This window comes from Plantactinospora mayteni, from assembly GCF_016862935.1.
Classification (GTDB): Bacteria; Actinomycetota; Actinomycetes; order Mycobacteriales; family Micromonosporaceae; genus Plantactinospora; species Plantactinospora mayteni.
On the sequence record NZ_BONX01000016.1, the window covers coordinates 23,546 to 42,956 of the forward strand.

The 19,411-nt window shown below is 72.5% G+C and carries 13 protein-coding genes, 1 tRNA gene and 3 pseudogenes; 11 read left to right on the plus strand and 6 right to left on the minus strand.

Features of this window, described 5'->3' with window-relative positions:
* Positions 1 to 747 precede the first annotated feature (747 nt).
* Together Pma05_RS13130 and Pma05_RS13135 are read right to left on the minus strand one after the other, a co-directional pair.
* Positions 748 to 824 (minus strand) — tRNA-Pro (locus Pma05_RS13130).
* A 96-nt stretch (positions 825 to 920) separates the two neighbouring features.
* A complete protein-coding gene (locus Pma05_RS13135) occupies positions 921 to 1,814 on the minus strand; it encodes a metallophosphoesterase (protein WP_203857662.1) in 894 nt (297 codons plus the stop codon).
* 25 nt (positions 1,815 to 1,839) lie between these two features.
* Here Pma05_RS13135 and Pma05_RS13140 point away from each other — a divergent pair, with 25 nt between their 5' ends.
* Positions 1,840 to 2,298, plus strand: coding sequence for a GatB/YqeY domain-containing protein (locus Pma05_RS13140; protein WP_203857663.1), 459 nt, complete (start codon positions 1,840 to 1,842; stop codon positions 2,296 to 2,298).
* 274 nt (positions 2,299 to 2,572) lie between these two features.
* Here Pma05_RS13140 and Pma05_RS13145 read toward each other — a convergent pair whose 3' ends face one another.
* On the minus strand, positions 2,573 to 4,990 hold the full coding sequence (locus Pma05_RS13145) for a transglycosylase domain-containing protein (RefSeq protein WP_203857664.1): 2,418 nt from the start codon (positions 4,988 to 4,990) through the stop codon (positions 2,573 to 2,575).
* 407 nt (positions 4,991 to 5,397) lie between these two features.
* On the opposite strand from Pma05_RS13145, the gene Pma05_RS13150 reads away from it, so the two are divergent.
* Complete coding sequence (locus tag Pma05_RS13150) at positions 5,398 to 5,694, plus strand: WhiB family transcriptional regulator (RefSeq protein ID WP_101369108.1); 297 nt, start codon at positions 5,398 to 5,400, stop codon at positions 5,692 to 5,694.
* On the opposite strand, the gene bagB is transcribed toward Pma05_RS13150, so the two are convergent.
* The 3 genes from bagB to Pma05_RS43985 all read right to left on the minus strand — a co-directional run bounded on the left by bagB (position 5,681) and on the right by Pma05_RS43985 (position 8,593).
* Positions 5,681 to 6,829, minus strand: a complete 1,149-nt coding sequence (bagB, locus tag Pma05_RS13155; protein WP_372441463.1) for an ArsA family ATPase — start codon at positions 6,827 to 6,829, stop codon at positions 5,681 to 5,683. The genes Pma05_RS13150 and bagB overlap by 14 nt on opposite strands.
* Positions 6,830 to 6,955: 126 nt before the next feature.
* A complete protein-coding gene (gene bagA / locus Pma05_RS13160) occupies positions 6,956 to 7,945 on the minus strand; it encodes an ATPase BagA (RefSeq protein WP_203857666.1) in 990 nt (329 codons plus the stop codon).
* 42 nt (positions 7,946 to 7,987) lie between these two features.
* A complete protein-coding gene (locus Pma05_RS43985; protein WP_203857687.1) occupies positions 7,988 to 8,593 on the minus strand; it encodes an Rv0361 family membrane protein in 606 nt (201 codons plus the stop codon).
* A 576-nt stretch (positions 8,594 to 9,169) separates the two neighbouring features.
* Here Pma05_RS43985 and sp36 point away from each other — a divergent pair.
* The 9 genes and pseudogenes from sp36 to Pma05_RS13205 all read left to right on the plus strand — a co-directional run bounded on the left by sp36 (position 9,170) and on the right by Pma05_RS13205 (position 19,405).
* A complete protein-coding gene (gene sp36 / locus Pma05_RS13170) occupies positions 9,170 to 9,325 on the plus strand; it encodes a Sp36 family protein (protein ID WP_130465462.1) in 156 nt (51 codons plus the stop codon).
* Positions 9,322 to 9,783 (plus strand): RidA family protein, encoded by a 462-nt coding sequence (locus tag Pma05_RS13175; RefSeq protein WP_203857667.1) that lies wholly within the window; start codon positions 9,322 to 9,324, stop codon positions 9,781 to 9,783. Before sp36 ends, Pma05_RS13175 begins: the two co-directional genes overlap by 4 nt.
* A 150-nt stretch (positions 9,784 to 9,933) precedes the next feature.
* On the plus strand, positions 9,934 to 10,734 hold the full coding sequence (locus Pma05_RS13180) for an MBL fold metallo-hydrolase (protein ID WP_203857668.1): 801 nt from the start codon (positions 9,934 to 9,936) through the stop codon (positions 10,732 to 10,734).
* Positions 10,731 to 12,299: pseudogene (locus tag Pma05_RS43990) on the plus strand (adenylate/guanylate cyclase domain-containing protein); the annotation flags it as partial. The gene Pma05_RS13180 and the pseudogene Pma05_RS43990, both read left to right, overlap by 4 nt.
* Positions 12,300 to 12,434: 135 nt before the next feature.
* Positions 12,435 to 14,549 (plus strand): annotated as a pseudogene (locus Pma05_RS43995) (ATP-binding protein); the annotation flags it as partial.
* Positions 14,550 to 14,719: 170 nt separating this feature from the next.
* Positions 14,720 to 15,163 (plus strand): hypothetical protein, encoded by a 444-nt coding sequence (locus Pma05_RS13190; RefSeq protein WP_203857670.1) that lies wholly within the window; start codon positions 14,720 to 14,722, stop codon positions 15,161 to 15,163.
* Between the two features lie 31 nt (positions 15,164 to 15,194).
* Positions 15,195 to 16,445, plus strand: a pseudogene (locus tag Pma05_RS13195) (serine/threonine-protein kinase); the annotation flags it as partial.
* Positions 16,446 to 17,105: 660 nt separating this feature from the next.
* Positions 17,106 to 18,047, plus strand: coding sequence for a transporter substrate-binding domain-containing protein (locus Pma05_RS13200; RefSeq protein ID WP_203857672.1), 942 nt, complete (start codon positions 17,106 to 17,108; stop codon positions 18,045 to 18,047).
* Positions 18,044 to 19,405: a hypothetical protein gene (locus Pma05_RS13205; protein WP_203857673.1), complete on the plus strand. Its 1,362-nt coding sequence runs from the start codon at positions 18,044 to 18,046 to the stop codon at positions 19,403 to 19,405. The genes Pma05_RS13200 and Pma05_RS13205 overlap by 4 nt, the downstream gene beginning before the upstream one ends.
* Positions 19,406 to 19,411 lie beyond the last annotated feature (6 nt).

The window sequence follows — 19,411 nt, forward strand, 5'->3', positions numbered from 1 at the left end:
CGTCGCGCCATTCGAACCAACGACCGGTTCAGTCCGGCTACCTGACCAGGTCGGCGCAGACGTTGCAGATGAACGCGGAGGAGTGGCCTCCGGCAACCACTCCGATCGCACCGGAACTTCTGTTACGGGTTCGGCCCCTTTGCCGTCCCCTGCGGACAGTGGTCGCGCCTGCCCGCGTTTCCGAATGGGCCGCCCGGGCGACCCGTCGGGCGGGGCGTCCCCCGTCCGCGTGCTCCTCCATAACACCCCTGAGCGTCAGGCTCGGTTGCACCCGGAGACGACGAATCTCCTAGCGGGACCCCAGGGATTGCTGGCACAACCAACCGCATCGGTGGTCGGTGACCTCAGCGGCTCGGCGAGGTGTCATAGGAGTGCCGGGTGTCGTCGAGCCAGCCGGGAACGCGCATGCGCCGAACAAATAGCCCCGACCTGCGCAACGGCCAACATCACCAGTACGCGGCGGCGGCAACGGCCGCAGCCGGGCCGTGATCCGCATCGGTCGGGTACTCGGGTGCCTCCGTGGCGTGGAGGATCTGACCGGCCTTCGGGAGGCTGCCCTGGCGGCCCGGCGGGAGCGGGCCACCGGCTCTCCCGTCCCGGTTCCTGGGTCGCCTGTCGAAGGCCCGGCGGTAGGCCGCCGGGAGAGGAATCTCAAGATCTTCTGCCGGATTTCTCCCAAGGTGATCCGGGAGACGATTCAGGGCCGGTCTCACTTGCGATGAGACCGGCCCTGAACTGCACTTACTCTGGTCGGGGTGGCCGGATTCGAACCGACGACCTCTTCGTCCCGAACGAAGCGCGCTACCAAGCTGCGCCACACCCCGAGGCGTGCCGAGCAATAGTAGCCCACCCGCCCCGCCGGGCAAATTCGGTATCCCGCCCGGTGCGCCTCGGCCCGCGCCGATCCCCAAGGGGGCAGGTCAGCGCGGGATCAGGGTCAGCAGCGACGCTTCCGGCCGGCAGGCGAACCGTACCGGGGCGGTGGGGTGGGTGCCGAGGCCGGCGGAGACGTGCAGCCAGGCGTCCGTCTCGGGCCAGCGGTGCAGGCCGCGGGCCATCGAGCGGGGCAGGCCGCAGTTGGTGGTCAGCGCGCCGACCAGCGGGACCCGGACCTGACCGCCGTGGGTGTGGCCGGCGAGCAGCAGGGTGAAGCCGTCGGCGGCCATCTCGTCCAGGACCCGGGGCTCGGGCGAGTGGGTGACCCCGATCGCCAGGTCGGCCTGCGGCGGTACCTGCCCGGCGACCGAGGCGTAGTCGTCCCGTTCGACGTGCGGGTCGTCGACGCCGACCAGCTCGATCTGCCGGCCGCCGGCCTTGATCGACGTACGGGCGTTGTTCAGGTCCGCCCAGCCGGCGCCGACCAGTACCTCCCGCAGCTCCTCGGCGGGCAGTTCGACACCCTGCACGTACTCCCGGTCGGGCAGCAGATAGCTGAACGGGTTCTTCCAGACCGGTCCCCGGTAGTCGTTGGAGCCGAACACGAAGGCACCGGGGTAGTCGAGCACCGGTTGCAGCGCCCGCAGCGCCCCGGGTACCGCGTCGGGGTGTGCCAGGTTGTCCCCGGTCACCACCACCAGATCCGGGTCGGTGGCGGCCAGCGAGGCGACCCAGGACTGCTTGCGGCGCTGGTCGGGCATCATGTGCAGGTCCGAGAGGTGCAGGACGCGCAGCGGCTCGGCGTCGGTGCTGAGCACGGGTACGTCGTACCGGCGCAGGGTGAACATGTTCCGCTCGACGAGCGAGGCGTACGCCAGGGCGGCGCCGCCCGCGACGACCGTACCGGCGGCCAGCCGGAATACTGTGCGCTTTCGCATGCCGCTCAGGGTAGTTTGACCGTCCATGGGCACCTTGAAGGACCTCCTGACCACGGACATGCGGACGGCGTTGAAGGCTCGTGACGAGCTGACCACCTCGACTCTGCGGATGGCACTGGCGGCGATCGGCACCGCCGAGGTCGCCGGCAAGGAGAAGCGGGACCTCTCCGACTCCGAGGTGCTGGCGGTGCTCACCAAGGAGGCCAAGAAGCGCCGCGAGGCGGCCACCGCCTTCGGCGACGCGGGGCGGGCCGAGCAGGCGGAACGGGAGCGGGCCGAGGGTGAGGTGCTGGACCGGTACCTGCCGAAGCAGCTCGCCGACGAGGAGCTGGCCGAGCTGGTCGCGGAGGCGCTGGCCGCCGGCGGGTTCACCGAGCGCGGCCAGATGGGCCCGGCGATGAAGGTGGCCCAGGCCGCGGCGGCCGGCCGGGCCGAGGGTGGTCGGGTGGCCGCAGAGGTACGCCGGCAGCTCGGCGCCGGCTGACGGCCGCGCCCGAGCCCAGCGGGTCGCGGGAGACCGGCCCACGAAGGAGACAGCGAACCCGCGACAGCGCGCCGTGCCGCTGGCAGCGCCGGACGACGTCAGTTGCCGAACGACGGCAGCGGACACGGGCCGGCGAACGCGCGACGGCGAACGCGCGACGGCGAACGCGCGACGGCGAACGCGCGACGGGCGGGCATCCCACGTTGGGGATGCCCGCCCGTCGTCGTGACCTGCTCTGCGCCGCGGCCGTTGGCCTAGGCGGCGGCCGAACGGCTCAGCGTCGGCCGGGTGGCCGAGGGCCGCCCGGCCCGTCCGGCGGGTTGGCGCCGCCGGCCGGGGGCTTGCCGTTGCTGACCTCGATGGTCACCGCCCCACCCTTGATCGTCCGACCCTCGGGGCTGGTGCCGGCGGCCGTGCCGGCCGGGCAGGTCGAGTCGACCTGGCTGCCGACCTCGGCCTCGAAGCCCGCACCCCTGACCCGGGAGAGGGCGGACTGGATCGGCTGGCACTTGACGTTCGGGATGCTCCGCTGGTCGCCGTTGACGATCTTGCCGCCGGGCGGGGTGAACTGGATCGAGGGTTTGCCCTTCATCGCGTCCCGGAGCGTCTGGTAGACGGCGTGGTTGACGCCGCCCGGCTCGTTGTGCCCCATGTTCTGCGTGGTCTCGGCCCAGTCCGGGTCGGCGAGGATGCCGGCCACCGCGAGCTGCTTGGTCATCACGACCAGCGAGGCGGTCTTCTCGCTGTCGGTGGTGCCGCTCTTGCCCGCCACCGGCTTGCCGACGTCGCCGCGCACGTTGCGGGCGGTGCCGCCCCGGCAGCGGGAGGTGGAGGAGTTGTCGCCGACCGGGCAGCGGGCCGCGTCCACGGCCGCCCGGGCCACCTCGGGCTTGATGTTCTGCGAACAGCGCGGGTTGGCGATGTCGAGCTTGTTGCCCTCCTGGTCCCGGATCAACTGCACCGGGATCGGCTCGCAGTACTTGCCGTCGGCGGCCAGCGTGGCGTACGCGTTGGCCAGCTCCAGCGGGGTCGTCTGGGAGACGCCGAGGGTGAACGCGCCCCAGCCGTTCGCGAGCTGCTTGGTGGAGGCGAAGTTCGCGTCGTTGCTGGCCCGGAACGTGATGCCCATCCGCTTCGCGGCGTCGACGACCTTGGCCGCGCCGACCCGCTCCTGGAGCGGCACGAAGTAGGTGTTCACCGACGAGCCGAACGCGCTCCACATGTTGTGTACGCCGGCCATGCTCGCACTGGCGTTCTGCGGGCAGTACTTGTTGGTGCCCGGACAGGCGGCCGGCGAGTTGTATTCGACGATGTACTTCGTCTGGGCGACCGCCTTGGCGTTGATGGTGGTCTCCAGCGGGTAGCCGTTCTCCAGTGCCGCCACCACGGTGAAGATCTTGAAGGTCGAGCCGGCCTGGTAGCCGGTGATGTCGCCACCGCCGGTCAGCAGGGGGTTGGTGGTGTTCGGGTACGTACCCCGGATATTCTTCTTCTTTTTGGCCGGGTTCGTGCTGATCTTGTTCTGCGGCTTGTTCGGGTCGTCCAGCTTGTAGTTCCGGTTCACCGCCAGCGCGCGGACCCGTCCGGTGCCGGGCTCGACCGCCGCCACCATCATGGCTTCCTTCTTGCCCGTCCTGACGTTGCGCTCGACGGCGTCCTTGGCCGCCTTCTGCGCCTTCGCGTCCAGGGTGGTGACCACGGTGTAGCCGCCGCTCTTGAGCCGCCGCTCCCGGTCGTACTGGGTACGGCCGAAGGTCTCCTGCTGCATCCACCAGCGGTAGAAGAAGTCGCAGAAGAAGCCCCAGTCGTTCTTGCCGACGTCGACGCAGCCGTTCGGGGTGCGCTTGTCCTTGACGACGAGCTTGATCGCCTTGGCCTTCTCGGCCTCTTCCCGGGTGATCGCCTTGGTCTCGACCATCTGGTCGAGGACCCAGTTGCGCCGGTTGAGCGCCTCCGGGTAGCCGCTCTTGGTGGTCGGGTCGTTCTCCGACGGGGCCTTGACCATCCCGGCCAGCATCGCCGCCTCTTCGAGCTTCAGGTTCTTCGGGTGCTTGCCGAAATACACCTGGCTGGCGGCGAAGATGCCGTACGCGCCGTTGCCGAACGGGGCGATGTTGAGGTAGCCCTCCAGGATCTCGTCCTTGCTCAGGTCGCCGTCGAGTTGCAGGGCGTACCGCATCTCGCGCAGCTTCCGGGCGCTGGTGTCCTCAGTGGCCGCCACGACATCCTGCGGATGTGTCGCCGAATACGCGATGGTGAGCCGGACGTACTGCATGGTGAGCGTGGAGGCACCCTGGGTGGTGACCCCGGCCTGGTTGTTGGCGACGAACGCCCGGGCGACGCCGTTGACGTCGACACCGTTGTGCTCGTAGAAGCGCTTGTCCTCGGCGGCGATCAGTGCCTGCCCGACGACCGGCGCGACGTCCTTGAGCGGCACGTCACGGCGGTTCTCGTCGTACATGGTGGCGAGCGGGGTCTTGCCGTCCGAGGCGTAGAGGTAGCTGATCTGCGGGGCCCGCTTGACGGTCAGCTCGGTGGGCAGCTTGTCGAACGTCTCCGCGCCGGCCTTGGCGGCCAGCCCGGACATCGCCACCGCGGGGAACGCGGCCGCGGCAACCACCACGCCGGCCAGCAGCCCACAGATCAGCAGCGACGCGGCGTTCGTGAAGACATTGTGGTCACGCTTCCGCATCCAGGTCACCTCGACAGGGTACGTGAATCGACACAGAGGTCGCGCCCTGCGTACTTTCCCCATTTCCTGCGGGCGCTGGCCTCGTTGTGTTAAACGCACGACCCCTGGTGTGCGGTTGCGGGCTCCTGCTGCCGAGTCTCCTCCCTCCGGGAAGTCTCCGCAGCGTTTTCGCTGATCGCCGCCGGGTAGTCAGGGCCGGATTGCCGGATGGAGCGTCAAGGAATGTCCGGGTTGACGGATTTGGCTGACAACGTTGCGTAATCAGTTGACTACAGAGCATGATGGTCGGGCGAGAGAAACGCATGTCGTCCGTGGTGCCCGGGGGAGGGCGGCACGGATGGCCGGGGGGTTATCGCCGGCTGACCGGCTCTGGTCGGTAGCGGGACTGCAAGGGGGGACAGGAACAGATGGGCATGATCACAGATTGGCCCACGTTGGCGGCGTGTCAGAACGGCGATCCTGACGCGCTGTTCGTGCAGGGCGCCGAACAGAACGTGGCGAAGCGGATCTGCCGCAGCTGCCCGGTGCGGTACGAGTGCCTGGCCGACGCGCTCGACAACCGCATCGAGTTCGGCGTGTGGGGTGGCATGACCGAGCGGGAACGCCGGGCGCTGCTGCGTCGTCACCCGCAGGTGGCGAGCTGGCGGAAGATGTTCGAGGCGGCTTTGAAGAACAAGGACAAGGTCCTGGTCAACGCCGGCTGATCGCGGCACCGATCGTGCGCAGCCCGTCGACGTCGTGCACGTCGGCGGGCTGAGCCGTCACCGCCACCGTCGGTACCGCCGGAAAGGCGTCGGTGAAGACCCGGGCGACCCGCCGCTCCCGCGCCGCCTGCTGGGTGAGCGCGGCATGTGCCAACAGGGTCTCCACGGTCGCCTCGTGCCCACCCAGTTCCACCAGCCGCTCGGCCGCGGCCAGGCTCTCGGCGGCGGTCGGCCGCTCCACTGCGGGCCGGTGCACCCGGTTCAACACCAGGCCGGCCAGCGGCATCCGCTCCTGGCCGAGCCGGCCCGCGAAGTAGGCCGCCTCCCGGACCGCGTCCGGCTCCGGCACCGCGACCAGCAGGAACGCCGTCTCCCGCGCCTGGAGCACCCGGTACGTCTGCTCGGCGCGCTGCCGGAAACCCCCGAACATCGAGTCGAGCGCCGCCACGAAACCAGACAGGTCAGTGAGCAGTTGGGCGCCGAGCACCTTCTGCACCACCCGGGAGAACATCCCGAACGAGGCGGTGACCAGGCTGAACATGCTCCGCCCACCGCTGCGGGCCGGTGCCAGCAGCAGCCGCAGCATCCGCCCGTCCAGGAATCGGGAGAGCCGGGCCGGTGCGTCGAGGAAGTCCAGGGCGGACCGGGACGGCGGGGTGTCGACCACGATCAGGTCCCACTCGCCCCGGGCGTGCAACTGGCCCAGCTTCTCCATCGCCATGTATTCCTGGGTGCCGGCGAAGGTGGAACTCATCGCCTGGTAGAACGGGTTGGCGAAGATCTCCGCCGCCTTCGCCGGATCGGTGTGCGCGAGCACCACGTCGTCGAAGGTGCGCTTCATGTCCAGCATCATGGCGTGCAGTTCGCCGCCGCTGGTCTCGACGTCGATCCCCTTGACCTGCCGTGGGGTGTTGTCCAGCTCGTTCAGCCCCAGCGACTGGGCCAGCCGCCGGGCCGGGTCGATGGTCAGCACCACCGTACGCCGGCCGTGCCGCTCGGCGGCCCGGAGCGCGAGGGCGGCGGCCGTGGTGGTCTTGCCCACCCCGCCCGAGCCGCAGCAGACCACGATCCGGACGCCGGGATCGGCGAGGATCTGGTCGATGTCCAGCTCCGGCGCTGGGTGATCGGGACGCACCAACCGAGCGTATCGGGACAGCGCCGTCCCAACGGCGTGGTGCCACTCAGGTGTGAGTCAATCGGCTGTCGGGGCTTGCGCCCGGTCGGCGGTGTGCTGGTCAGCGCGGTGCCGGCCGGTGGCGTGTCAGTCGGTGGCCAGCAGCGTGTCGGCGATCAGGTCCAGGCCGGTGCGGTCCACTCCTTCGGCCAGCAGCGGCAGTTCCACCAGGGGCAGCCCGAGTTCCACCAGGTCGGCCCGGAGGGATTCCTCCAGATCCCGTCGGACGAGCTGGTCGCGGGCCTCGGCGTGCAGGCCGGCGACGGTCGTCCGGTCGGTCGGCAGGCCGGCGGCGGCCAGCCCTCGACGTAGCTCGGCCTGGGTGATCTTGCCGGCCAGCAGCGGCGGACGGGTCGCGTTCAGGATCAGCCGGCCGACCGGGATCCGCAGCCCGTTCAGGTCGCCGATCGCGTCGATGGTCTCCTGGACCGGCATCTCCTCCAGCAGCGTGACCACGTGTACGGCGGTCATCGGGGAGCGGAGCAGCGCCGCCACCCCCTCGCTCTGGGTCTTGATCGGGCCGACCTTGGCCAGCCGGGCGGTCTCGGCGGTGACGTTCAGGAACCGGCCGATCCGACCGGTCGGCGGGGCGTCCAGCACCACCGCGTCGTACACCCGGCGCTTGTCGGCCGTCCGGGTGGTGGCCTCCTTGACCTTGCCGGTGAGCAGTACGTCCCGCAGCCCCGGTGCGATCGTGGTGGCGAAGTCGATCGCGCCGAGCTTGCGCAGCGCCCGGCCGGCCGCACCGAGCTTGTAGAACATGTCGAGGTACTCGAGGAGCGCCTCCTCGGAGTCGACGGCCAGGGCGCGTACCTCGCCGCCGCCGCGCGCGGTGGCGATCGACCGCTCCTCGTACGGCAGCGGGTCGGTGCCGAAGAGCTGGGCGATGCCCTGCCGACTCTCCACCTCCACGAGCAGCGTACGGCGACCACCGCTCGCCAGCGCCAGCGCCAGCGCGGCGGCGACCGTCGTCTTGCCGGTCCCGCCCTTACCCGTGATCACGTGCAGCCGGGCCGGCCACCGGGTACTCGCCCGATCGGCGTCCGCCCGGTCGCCCGACTCCTCGCCCGCTCGCACCCTCCGAGCCTAACCAGCCCGGACCCCGACCAGCCCGGCCGGTCAGATGACGTCGCAGACCCACCACCCGGTCTCGCGTACCACCACGAAGGTCAACTGTTGGTCCACCGACCGCTCGTCGCCGGTGGCCATGGTGAGTTTGGTCGACACCAGGGCCCGCTCCCCGGTCTGCTCGTCGACCGTGGGCGTGACCCAGCGGAACCGTGCGCTGTCGTACCGCCCGGCGGACTCCGCCACCTCCTGGACCTTCGCGGCGATCTCGTCGCCGTCCCGGGCGGCCGAGCAGACCAGGCTGGTCGCCCGGTCGGCGTCCCGTTCGCCGTAGACCGCCGTCAGGAACTCGTCCACCGCGACGACCGGATCGGCGGCCCCCTCGCCCCGCTCCGCGCCCCGGATCACGAGGACGGCGGAGACCCCGCCGACGAGGCAGAGTAGCAGCGTCACGGCGAGCGCGACCGACGCGATGACCACGCCGCGCCGCTTCCCTGGCGGCTCGGCGACCCCGGGCGCCGGATAGCCGGGAGGTGCCGGATAGCCGGGTACGCCGGGGCCCGGCCCGGGCTGGCCGGGGTGGTAGCCGCCCGGACCCGACTGCCCCGGAATCGGCTGCCCCGGCCCCGGCGGACCGTACCCGGGCGGCGCCGACATCGGCGGGCCGGACATCGGCGGGCCGGACATCGGTGGTGCCGAGATCGGCGGCGCGGCCAACTCGGCGGCGGGTGCGTCGCCGGACGGTGCGACCAGCTTCTCGGCGGATGCGTCGCCGGAGGGCGTGAACTCGGACGAGGGCGCCGCCGATGCCGGGATCTCGGCCGGTTCCGTCGTCGCGTCGGCCGGTCCGTCGGCCGGTCGCTCGGGCGCGTCACCCGGGATCGATGACGTGGTGGAGTCGGTCTGCGGTGCCGATCCGGCGGAGTCGGTCTGCGGGGCCGATTCGGTCGACTCGGTGTTCGGGATCGATCCGGTGGACCCGGTCTGCGGCGAGGGCTCGGCCGGCGGGTGGGCGGGTTCGTCGCCGTCGGACGGTTGCCTCATGATCTCCCCAATCCCCACAGGGCCCCGATGCGGCGAGGGTATCCCGCCCCGGCCAACCAGAGCAGGCGCGGACCAGGGAGGAGGGATCGGGACAGCTCCACCCCACCGATCGGGAGGCGTACGCGTACCGCCGTGGCCGGAGCCCGTAGGCTGTCGCCGACAAGCCTGAGACGGAGGAGACTTCTAGCGATGCAGAAGTGGGAGTACGCCACGGTGCCGCTGCTCACGCACGCCACCAAGCAGATTCTCGACAACTGGGGCGAGGACGGCTGGGAACTGGTGGCCGTGATTCCGGGCCCGAATCCGGAGCAGCTCGTCGCGTACCTCAAGCGGGCCAAGTCGTGACGGCTGGGCCACACGGCAAGCTCGCCGAGCTGGGCCTCGACCTGCCCGAGGTGGTACCGCCGCTGGCCGCGTACGTACCGGCCGTCCAGTCCGGTCGCCAGGTGTACGTCTCCGGCCAGTTGCCGTTGCGCGACGGCAAGCTGCTGGCCACCGGCAAGGTCGGCGGGGGTGTCTCGGCCGAGCAGGCCAAGGACCTGGCCGCGCAGTGCGCGCTCAACGCCCTGGCCGCGATCGACGCGCTGGTGGGCCTGGAGACCGTCGTCAAGATTGTCAAGGTGACCGGCTTCGTGGCCTCCGCCGACGGGTTCACCGGGCAGCCTGGCGTGGTCAACGGCGCCTCGGAGCTCTTCGGCACCGTGTTCGGCGAGGCCGGCCGGCACGCCCGCAGCGCCGTCGGGGTCGCCGAACTGCCGCTGGGCGCGCCGGTCGAGGTCGAGGTCATCGTCGAGGTGGCCTGAGCCGTAGCCCGCCCGGCGGCCTGAGCCGTGGCACCGGGTGCGGTGCTGCTCGGGTGTACTGGTGCACTCCGGTGATGTCCGGGTGGTTTGTCCGACCGCCGTCACCGGCAGGTCACGATGCTGTCGCCTGCGGGTCGTACCATCTCAGCCATGACCGGGCACGTGACCGCGCCGGCGGCGGCGCTGGCCGACCAGCTACCGAGCTGGGCGACGCTGGTCCGTGCCCCCAACCCGGGGCCGATGACCCTGGACGGCACCAACACCTGGGTGCTGGGCGTCCCGGGCGCGGGTGAGGTGGTCGTGGTCGACCCGGGCCCGCTCGACGAGGGCCACCTGGCAGCCGTGGCCGCGCGCGGGCCGGTCGCCGGGGTGCTGGTCACGCACGGCCACCCCGACCACACCGAGGGGCTGGACCGGTTCCTGGAGCTGACCGGTGCCGAGCCGCTGATCTTCCGCTGCGGGTGGTCGACGATCGAGCTGGCCGGCCTGCGGATCCGGCTGCTGATCACCCCGGGGCACACCGCCGACTCGCTCTGCTTCGTGGTCGAGGGCGGCGACGAGCGGGCCGTCTTCACCGGCGACACGATCCTGGGCCGGGGCACCACGGTCGTCGCGTACCCCGACGGGGACCTCGGGGACTACCTGGCCAGCCTGGCGACGTTGACCGAGTTCTCCGGGGTGCCGGCGCTGCCGGGGCACGGTCCGCCGCTGGCCGACTGCGCCGCCGCGGCCCGGTTCTACCTGGCCCACCGGCAGGCCCGGCTCGACCAGGTCCGCACGGCGCTGGGCCAGGGGGCGCGCACCGCCGCCGAGGTGGTGGCGATGGTCTACGCGGACGTGGACCGGTCGCTCTGGTCGGCGGCCGAATGGTCGGTCCGGGCCCAGCTCGCATATCTCGATCAAGAGAACCGGGAATCCGGCCCGGGGGCCGGTGGGTTGGAAAATCCGTGACCTGCCCGGTGTGTGGAACCGTCGCCGTACCCGGTGCGCGGTTCTGCCACAACTGCGGAGTCGCGCTGCCGGCTGCCGCGACCCTGCCGGAGGCGGAGCGCCGGGTGGTAACGGTGCTCTTCGGCGATCTGTCCGATTTTACCTCCTGGTCGGAGGATCTTGACCCGGAGCGGGTCAGCACGGTCACCGACCGGGTCCTCGCCGCACTCGCCGGTGCGGTCAAGACCTTCGGCGGGCACGTCGACAAGCTGACCGGTGACGGGATCATGGCCGTCTTCGGTGCTCCGGTCGCGCACGAGGACGACGCCGAGCGGGCGGTCCGGGCGGCGCTCTCCATGCAGCGCGCCGTACGCCGGGTGCTCGACGACGAGCAGGGCGGCGGAGCCCCGCTCGGGCTGCGGGTCGGGCTCAACACCGGTGACGTGGTCGCCGGCTTCCAGGCCGCCATCGAATACACCGTCATCGGCGACACCGTGAACACCGCCGCCCGGCTGGCCGACGCCGCCGCGATCGGTGCCGTCTACGCAGGTGCCCGTACGGCGGCGGCCACCCGACGGGTCGCCTCCTGGCGACAGCTCCGGCCGCTGCGGCTGAAGGGGAAGCGGGAGCCGGTCGAGGCGTACGAGCTGCTGGGCCTGCTGGACGCCCCTGGTACCCGGTCCGGGCTCGGTGACGAGGCGCCCTTCGTCGGACGGGAGACCGAGATCGGCCGGGTCGCCGGTCGACTCGCCGAGGTGATCGACCAGGGGCAGCCCCGGGTACTGCTGATGACCGCCGAGGCGGGGATCGGCAAGTCCCGGTTCGCCGCCGAGGTGGAACGGCTGGCCGCCGGGTACGACGTCGGCGCCGGCCGGTACGCGACGCACACCGGCGCCCGGGTGCTCTCGGTGAAGTGCGCGGCGTTCGGGGAGCGCCGTCGGCTGGCCCCGCTCGCCGACCTGGTCCGGGCCGCGGTCGGCCTGCCGGACGGCCCGGCCACCGCCGTCACCCGGCCGGTGGTCGAGGAGCGGCTGCGCCGGCTCGGCCAGCGGCTCTCCCGACACCGGCCCGACCCGCCACCGGTCGCCGTCGACCTCCTGCTCGCGCTGCTGGGCTACACCGAGCTTCCTTCGGCACACGGCACCGTGCCGGCCGGCCCGGCCGAGTGGTCGGCCGGCGAACCCACCCCGGACGCCGACGCGATTCCGGCCGCCGTCGCCGAACTGCTCAGTGCGCTCGCCGCCGAGACCCCGCTCGCGGTCATCGTCGACGACCTGCACGACGCCACCCCGGAGACCACCGACGCGCTCGGCGTGACGCTGTCCCGGCTGACCGGGCCGGTGCTGGTGCTGCTGCTCGGCCGCCCCGAACTGGTCCGTACCGCCGGTGCGCTGACCCGGGTGGCCGACGCCGAGGTGCATGCCCTGCCGCCGCTGCGTGGTGCGGACGCCGCCCGGCTGCTGACCGCCTACCTTGGCGGCGGGCGGCTGCCCCAGGCCGACGTGGGCCGGCTGCTCGCCACCGCCCAGGGCAACCCGTTCTATCTGGCCGAGCTGGTCACCCTGCTGATGGAGCGGGGCGCGCTGACCACCGTGCTGGGCCGAACACCGCCCCGATCCCCGGCCGGCGCCCAGCCGACCGGTGTCGCCGGCCTCGCCGCCCGGACCGGCGCGACCGGCCCCGCCACCCCGGCCGGGCGGACCGGCGAGCGGAGCGGCGGAACGGTCGGCGCGGACGAGGGCCCCGGAGTCACCCCGACCTCCGCCGCTGCCGGCGGCCCGGGCCTGGCCGGCGGTACGGTCGGCGGCGCCGCTTCGGGGGCCACCGGCATCTGGCGGCTGGCGCCCGGTTCGCTGGGCAGCCGGCTGCTCTCCCGGGATCTCGCCGCCGTGCTGGCGGCCCGGATCGACGCGCTGCCCCCGGACGCCCGGGCGGCGCTGCGGGACGCCGCGGTGGTCGGCGACACGGTGCCGGCGGGTGCGCTGGAGGCGCTGCGCGAGCGGCGGGCCGGGCGCGAGGGGCGGCCGACCGCGGTCGTCGCGGTCGAGTTGGAGCGGGCCGTCGAGGAACTGCTCCAGCGCCGGATGCTGCACCGCAACCGGGAGGGCTACACTTTCGCCACCCCGCTGATGCGGGAGGCCGTCTACGCCGGCATCGGCAAGGCCGATCTCGCCGACCGGCACGCCGCGCTCGCCGAGTGGGCCGCGCCGCCGGCCCCGGGCACCGGTCCGGGCGAGGTGGTCCGGGTCGGCACCGGGGCGAGTGGGTTGCCGGTCGCCGAACGTGACGCCTTCATCGCCGAGCACGCCGAGCGGGCCAGCGCGCTCGCCGACGTGGTCAGCCTGCGCTCCGACGCGACCGCCCGGAACGTGGCGCCGCTCGGCATGGCGGCGCTGGGCCGCTCCGCCCGCCGGGCACTCGCCGCCGGGGAACCGGCCCAGGCCGTCGAGTACGCCGAGCGGGCCGCCCGGCTCGCCGGAGAGTCGGTACCGGGTGGCGACCGACTGGTGCACGCCCGCGCCCTGCTCCAGGTGGGGCGGATCGCCGAGGCGCTCGCCTTCGCCGAGAAGATCGGGGCGAACGCCGGGGACGACGTGGCCGTACGGGCCGGGGCACTGCTCGTCGTCGGTCAGGCACACCTCGCCCAGGGCGATCAGGCGCGGGCGGTGAACTCCTGGCAGGAGGCGTTGCAGGTGGCCACCCGGGCCAATCTGCCGGGGCCCCGGGCGTCGGCGATGCGGCGGCTCGGGATGGCCGACTTCGTCAGCGGCCGGCTGAGCCAGGCCAGCAGCCGGTTCGCCGGGGCGTACCAGGTCAATCTGGATGCCGACGATCCCCGGGGGCAGGCCTGGTCACTCCAGAACCTGGCCTGGGTCACCACCACCCGGGGCGACTTCGCCGGCACCGACGCCGTACTCGGCCGGGCGGCCCGGCTCTTCGCCGAGATCGACGATCCGGTGGGACGGGCCTGGCTGCGCGGCACTACCGCGTTCGCCCGGCTGCTCGCCGGCCGGCTCGGCGAGGCCCGCCGGCTGGCACAGGTCTTCCTGCCGTTCGGCGAGCGGGTCAGCGAGGTGTGGGCGGTGGGCACCCTGCGTGCCGTGGCGGCGTTCGCCGCCGCCGAACTGGGCGAACTCGCCGACGCCGACCGCGAGGCGCGGCGGGCGTACCGGGACTTCGCCGCCGCCTCCGACGACTGGGGCCGCGGCTTCGCCCTGGTCGTACGCGGCGCCGTGGCGCGTGGCGTGGGCGAGCCGGAGCACGCGACCGACCTGCTCACCGACGCGCTCGGGTACGGCCGGCGCACCGCGCATCCGCTGCTCACCGGGCTCGCCGGCACGCTGCGCGGGTTCGTGGCACTGGACCGGGGCGACGTCGCGGCGGCGGAACGGGACGCCGAGGCCGTGCTGGCGGCGGTGGAGCCGCACAATCCGCTGGCGCCGACCCAGCTCGGTCCCCGGATGCTGCTCGCCGCGAGCCGACTGGCCGACGGCGACGCGCCGACCGCGGTGAACCTGCTCGAACCGATCGCGACGGCCGGCGCGGTGCCCTCGGTGCTGTTCAGCCGCCGCCAGGCTCTGGCCCGATACGCGTCCGCGCTGCTCGCCGCCGGGCAGACGGCGGTGGCGCTGAACTGGGCCAGGCAGGCGGTCCAGGCTCCGGGCGAGGACATCCGCAGTCGGGTGATCGCCGCTCGGATACTCGCCGAGGCGCTGGCCGGGGCGGGTCAGCCGGCGGAGGCGGCCGAGGTCGCCGAGGAGGCGGTCCGGTTGGCGTACTCGACGCAGCAGACCAGCGAGCGGGCCGCGGCGGAGGAGTTGCGGGACCGGCTGGCCCGACCGTCGACGGATGCCACCCGGCAGGGGCTGGTGGTGGTACGACAGCGACTCGCCGGGGAGGGTACGTTCGAATCCATCGATCTTCGGGATACCGCCCAGCCCGAGCAGCCGCTAGCCTAGATCCACTGCCGTCCACAGCGGACTGGCGCCGGCACGGAGGACCGCAGGTGAGGTTGCCCCGCTCGGCCGCAGGCTGGACCATCGCCGTCTTCGGAGGGCTCGCTCTGCTGCTCGGCGCCGTCGGGCTGATCCGCCCGGAACTGACGCTGGAACTGCTCGGCTTCGAGGTGTTGGAGCCGGCCGAACGGGCCACCGGGGACCACACCCGGACCTTTGTCGTCGCCTCGTCGATGGCCTCGTTCAACATGGGCGTCTACTACCTGCTCGCGGCCTGCCTGGACTGGCGGCCGTTCTTCGGGTTCACCGTCGTGTTCCGGTTGCTGACCTTCACCGTCTTCAGCACGCTGGTGTTGACCGAGGTGGCGCCGGGGCGGTTCTTCGGGGTGGCCCTCTGGGAGGGCCTCGGTGCGGTTGCCACGGCCGCCGGCCTCTGGTACGACCGGCGCCGGAATGGCAACCAGCCGGTAACAGCCACGGGTGCGGGGGGCTGAACCCGCTCATGTTCCCGGTATTTTCGAGTCTGTGACCGACACCCCGCCAGGCGCGCTGCCGCTGCCCGTCGTGCCCGGCCTGACGGATTTGCAGGTATTTGCCCGGGGTGGTTACGCCACCGTCTACCGGGCGACCCAGCAGTCCGTGGGGCGCGAGGTGGCGGTGAAGGTCGAGAACCGCACCCTGGACAGCGAGCGGGACCAGCGCCGGTTCCTCCGCGAGGCGCGGGCCGCCGGCCGGATGTCGTCGCACCCGCACGTGGTCGACCTCTTCGACGCCGGGGTCACCGAGGACCAGCACCCCTACCTGATCATGGAACTCTGCGACGGGTCGTACGCCGAGCGGATGCGTACCTCGCCGCTGCGCCCGGTCGAGGCGCGGGACGTAGGTGTGAAGATCGCCGACGCGCTCGCCGACGCCCACCAGCTCGGGGTACTGCACCGGGACGTCAAGCCGGCCAACATCCTCTACTCCCGGTTCAACGAGCCGGCGCTGGCCGACTTCGGGCTGGCCGTACTCGCCGAGGCCCGGGACACCGCGATCACGCTGGAGGTGCTGACCCCGGCGTACGCGCCACCGGAGATGTTCCGGCACAGCCCACCCTCACCCGCCGTCGACGTGTACGCACTCTGCGCCACCCTCTACGCGGTGATGCACGGCAAGCCGCCGCGCTGGCAGGCCGACCGGAACCCCGGACTGCTCACCCTGCTGGAGCTCTTCGCCGAGCCGATCCCCGAGTTGCCGGGCGTACCGACCCGGATGCTCGACCTGCTCCGCTACGGGATGGCCAACGACCCCGCCGACCGGCCCACCGCCGAGCAGTTGCGGGACCTGCTCGCGGCCGTACCGCTGGATCCGCCGACCGTGACGACCACGCCGAACCCGACCGTGGTCGCCGCCGTGCCGGTGTCGGGGATTCCGGTCTCCGGGATTCCGGTCTCCGGCGGGTCCTGGCCGCCCGGCGCGCTCGGCGATCCGGCCGGCAGCGGTGCCGCCTCCGGAAGCGGTGGCGCGGCGCCGGCAGGCTCGGGGATGCCGTCGGCTCCCGCCGGTACGCCCTCGCCCCGCACGCCCACCTCGGGCGCGCCCGTCTCCGGCGTACCGGTGTCGGGCGTACCGGTGTCGGGCGTCCCCGTCTCGGGCGTGCCGGTGTCGGGCGTGCCGGTCTCCGGGGCGCCGACCTCGGGTGGTGCCCCGCCCAGCGTCTACCTCTCGAAGTCCTACACCCCGCCGCCACCCCGGCCCGGCTCCGGCCCGCCGGAGGTGGACGGAGAGCCCACCGTCTCTCGGCCCGGCCGCCGCAAGCGGCGCTACTGGATCTTCGGCGGGCTGGGCGTGCTTGCCCTGCTCGCCATCGTCGCCACCGGCTCCTGGGTCGTCGCCACCCGGGGCCTGCCGGGGCCGACGCCGAGCGGGCGGGCGGTGGCGACGACGACGGGTCCGACCACCAGCCGGCCGTCGACCGGGATCGGTGTGTTGCCGGGCTGCCAGTTGCCGCTGCCCAACGCCGCCCGCTGCCCGACCGAGCTGGAGTGCTTCGGGCCGGTCCGGCTCCGGGGTAGCACGGCGGAGGCCAACGAGACCTCCTGCGCCGGCCGGCACACCTGGGAGTCCTATGCCGAGGGTGACCTGCCGCCGGGGCTCGACCCGGCCGACCACGCGGCGGTGAAGGACGACACCAGCGTCCGCCAGGTCTGCAACGCGACCGTCTTCCGGCACACCACCACGCTGATCGACGTCGCCCCGTGGCGGTTCGAGGTGCTGCCACCGGCGACCGGCGGGACCGGGCGGACCTTCCGCTGCCTGGCCGGCAAGGGCGTCGACCGGCTCACCGGGCCCACCCTCACGGCGAGCTGATCTCCGCGTGGTGGTGACTACCGAAGTGGACGTTGCCGGCTACGCTCGGCGGTAGCATCCCCCTTCCCAGACCGGGGTCCGCCGATGACCGAGACATCGCCCAGAGGCCGGGTACGGCTGCTCGGCACGACCATGGCGGTCGTACTCACCCTGCTGCTCGCCGCCGGAGCGGGCTGCGACAGCCGGCGCGGTCCCGAGCCCCCCTCCGTGCAGGAGAAGCTCAAGCAGTCGCACATCTACGGCCAGAGCAAACTGCGGATCGGGGTCGCCACCTTCGAGCCGCTGATGGGCGTACTGGAGGAGAACGGCAGGTTCGTCGGGTTCGACATTGACATTGCTCGCTACATCGCGGCCTCGCTGGGCTATGCCGGCGACGCCCGGATCGACTTCGTCCAGCTCGCCACCGAGGACCGGATCCCCGCGTTGCAGAGCGGGCGGGTCGACATCGTGGTCTCCAGCTTCTCCATCACCGAGGAACGCCAGAAGCTGGTCAGCTTCGCCGGGCCGTACTTCGTCACCACCCAGGAGGTGATGATCCCGGTCGCGCTGAAGAACCGGATCCGCACAATCGAGGACCTGCGTACCCCCGGCTTCCGGATCTGCGTGGGCGGCGGCTCGACCACCGAGGCGGAACTGGAGAAACACGAGATCAAGGCGCTCGTGGTCAAGAACACCCAGGACTGCGTGAACGGGATCCGCGACGGGAAGTACGACGCGGTGAGCTCCGACGAGACGATCCTGGCCGGGTTCCGGTCCCGTTATCCGAAGGAGTTCGAGGTCGTCGACATGCCGTTCGGCACCAGCGAGCAACTCGGCATCGGCGTGCCGATCAGCGATCCCGCCCTCCGCGACCTGGTGGCCTTCTTCCTACAGAAGAGTTACCAGGAGGGGCGTGCCGGCCGGACGAGTCCGTGGCTCAGCGCGTACCACCGGAACCTGGGGCCCTGGCTCGGGCCCGACCGTCAGCAGCCGCCGCCGCTGAACGTCCCGGACCTGGTGGACTTCGACGAGAAGGCGCCGGTGTGACCCTCTCCGGGCGGGAGTCGACGGCACCCCGGCCCGACGCCTCGCAGGCGCGGGCCGGCGTCGACAGTGGATGGAGCCTGGCCGACCGGCCGGCAGGCGCCGAAACCCCGGCGACCGATACACCGGCCACCGACTTACCGGCGACCGGCGTACCGGCCAACGACCTTCCGGTGACCGACCTTCCGGTGACCGACCTGTCGGTGTCCGGCGACCCGAAGTCCGGCGCTCCGGCGGTCGCTGGCGCGGGCGGCGGCGGTGGCCGGGGCGAGCGGTGGCCCTCCGCAGCCGACGCCGCGGAGCGGAGGTCCCGGGCCAGCCAGTCCTTCTGGACGCTGGTCGTCGGGGTACCGGCGATCTTCTCGGTACTCCGGCTGGGCGTGGAGGCCGGTGGCGAGTTGCAGACCACCCTGCTGCTGGTCGCCAACGTGAACCCGGTGAACCTGGCCGCCGCGCTGGTCACCACCGCCGCTCGGCTGGTCTCGGCCGGGCTGGTCGCGGTCTTCGCGATCGGCGCCGTGCTGCTGGCCACCGCCGAGCACAACCCGGCACACCGGATCGGCCGGCATCCGCCGATCTTCGCCCGCTGGCGGGCGATCACCCCGCCGTGGGTGGTGATCGCCAGCTTCGCCGTCGCGCTCGCCGTCTGGCCGATCCTCTACCTGCCGCTGCTGCTGCCGGCGTTCGCCGCCGCGTTCCAGCTCAGCCCGGCCCGGCTGGACGAGCGGCGGATCCCCCGGCTGCTGCTCCTCGCCGCACTGCTGGCCGGCTACGCCGTACTGATGCTGCCGACCCTCGGCGACGCGTGGGAGCAGCGGGAGATCTTCGCGGTACTCGTGATCGCGGCCCCGCCGCTGCTGGCCCTGCTCGTCACCGGGCCCGTACCGGTGCTGGTGGCGCGACCGCTCGCCATGACGGCCCAGTTGGCGGTACTCGCGATGCTCTGCTGGGCGGCGCTGCCGGTGATCACCACTCCGGTGCTGCCACTGACCGTCACCACGATCCGGGGCGCCGAGGACGGCACCGGCACTGGCACCGCCACGCCGAGGCCGGATGACGGATCGGAGGTACCGGACCCGGAGGCCGGTGGCGTCGAGCGGATCCGGGGGCACGTGATCACGGTGGACGACGTCAGCATGGTGATCCTCCAGGAGCGCGGCGGTGTCCGGTACGTGCCGACCGGCCAGGTCGAGGCGCAGGTGCTCTGCCCGACCGAGGAGGAGTTGCCCCGCTACCGGCTGCGGGTGCACGGCTTCCACGTCGAGGACTCGCTGCTGGAGGGGATGGGCCGACGGGTACGCCCGGTGAACCGGATCGACGCGGAGTGCCGGACGCCCGTCAGCACGGGCTCGTCCGACTGAATACCG